Source organism: Vibrio sp. 10N.222.49.C9, assembly GCF_041474985.1.
In the GTDB taxonomy this organism is placed as follows: domain Bacteria; phylum Pseudomonadota; class Gammaproteobacteria; order Enterobacterales; family Vibrionaceae; genus Vibrio; species Vibrio crassostreae_C.
Genome location: NZ_JBFRVD010000366.1, coordinates 1 through 390, shown reverse-complemented (window position 1 = coordinate 390; position 390 = coordinate 1). Strand labels below are relative to the sequence as shown.

Sequence of the window (390 nt, the reverse complement as noted above, 5' to 3'; positions counted from 1 at the left end):
GCGCAAGCCGCTGCTGATGTATCTCTTGGCGTATTTTCGTCTCTAGGGGCTCTGAAGTCCCAATGAGGGATATGATCTTCAGGTAATTGGCTAATAAAAAAATCCGCTGTTTTCATTGCGGCATCGAGATACCGAGGTTCTTTGGTGTATTGATAGCTAAGCGCACAACCATGAATTGCCCAAGATGCTCCTCTGCTCCATGCAGAATCTTGGTTGTAGCCTTGCCCGCCATGATGCTTTTTCACTTCCCCGGAAAGAAAGTCAAATTCAACCATGTGTCGAACAGACCCATCTTCACGAATAAACTCCTTCAAAACAGTGTCTGCATGCGCCATTGCAATCAATTTAAATCGCGGTGCATCAAGCTGCTCTGCGGCCCAATAAAGTATT

1 pseudogene is annotated in these 390 nt (G+C 46.2%); it reads right to left on the bottom strand.

Annotation, left to right across the window (positions count from 1 at the left end):
• A pseudogene (locus AB4585_RS23530) lies at positions 1-390 on the bottom strand (hypothetical protein); the annotation flags it as partial.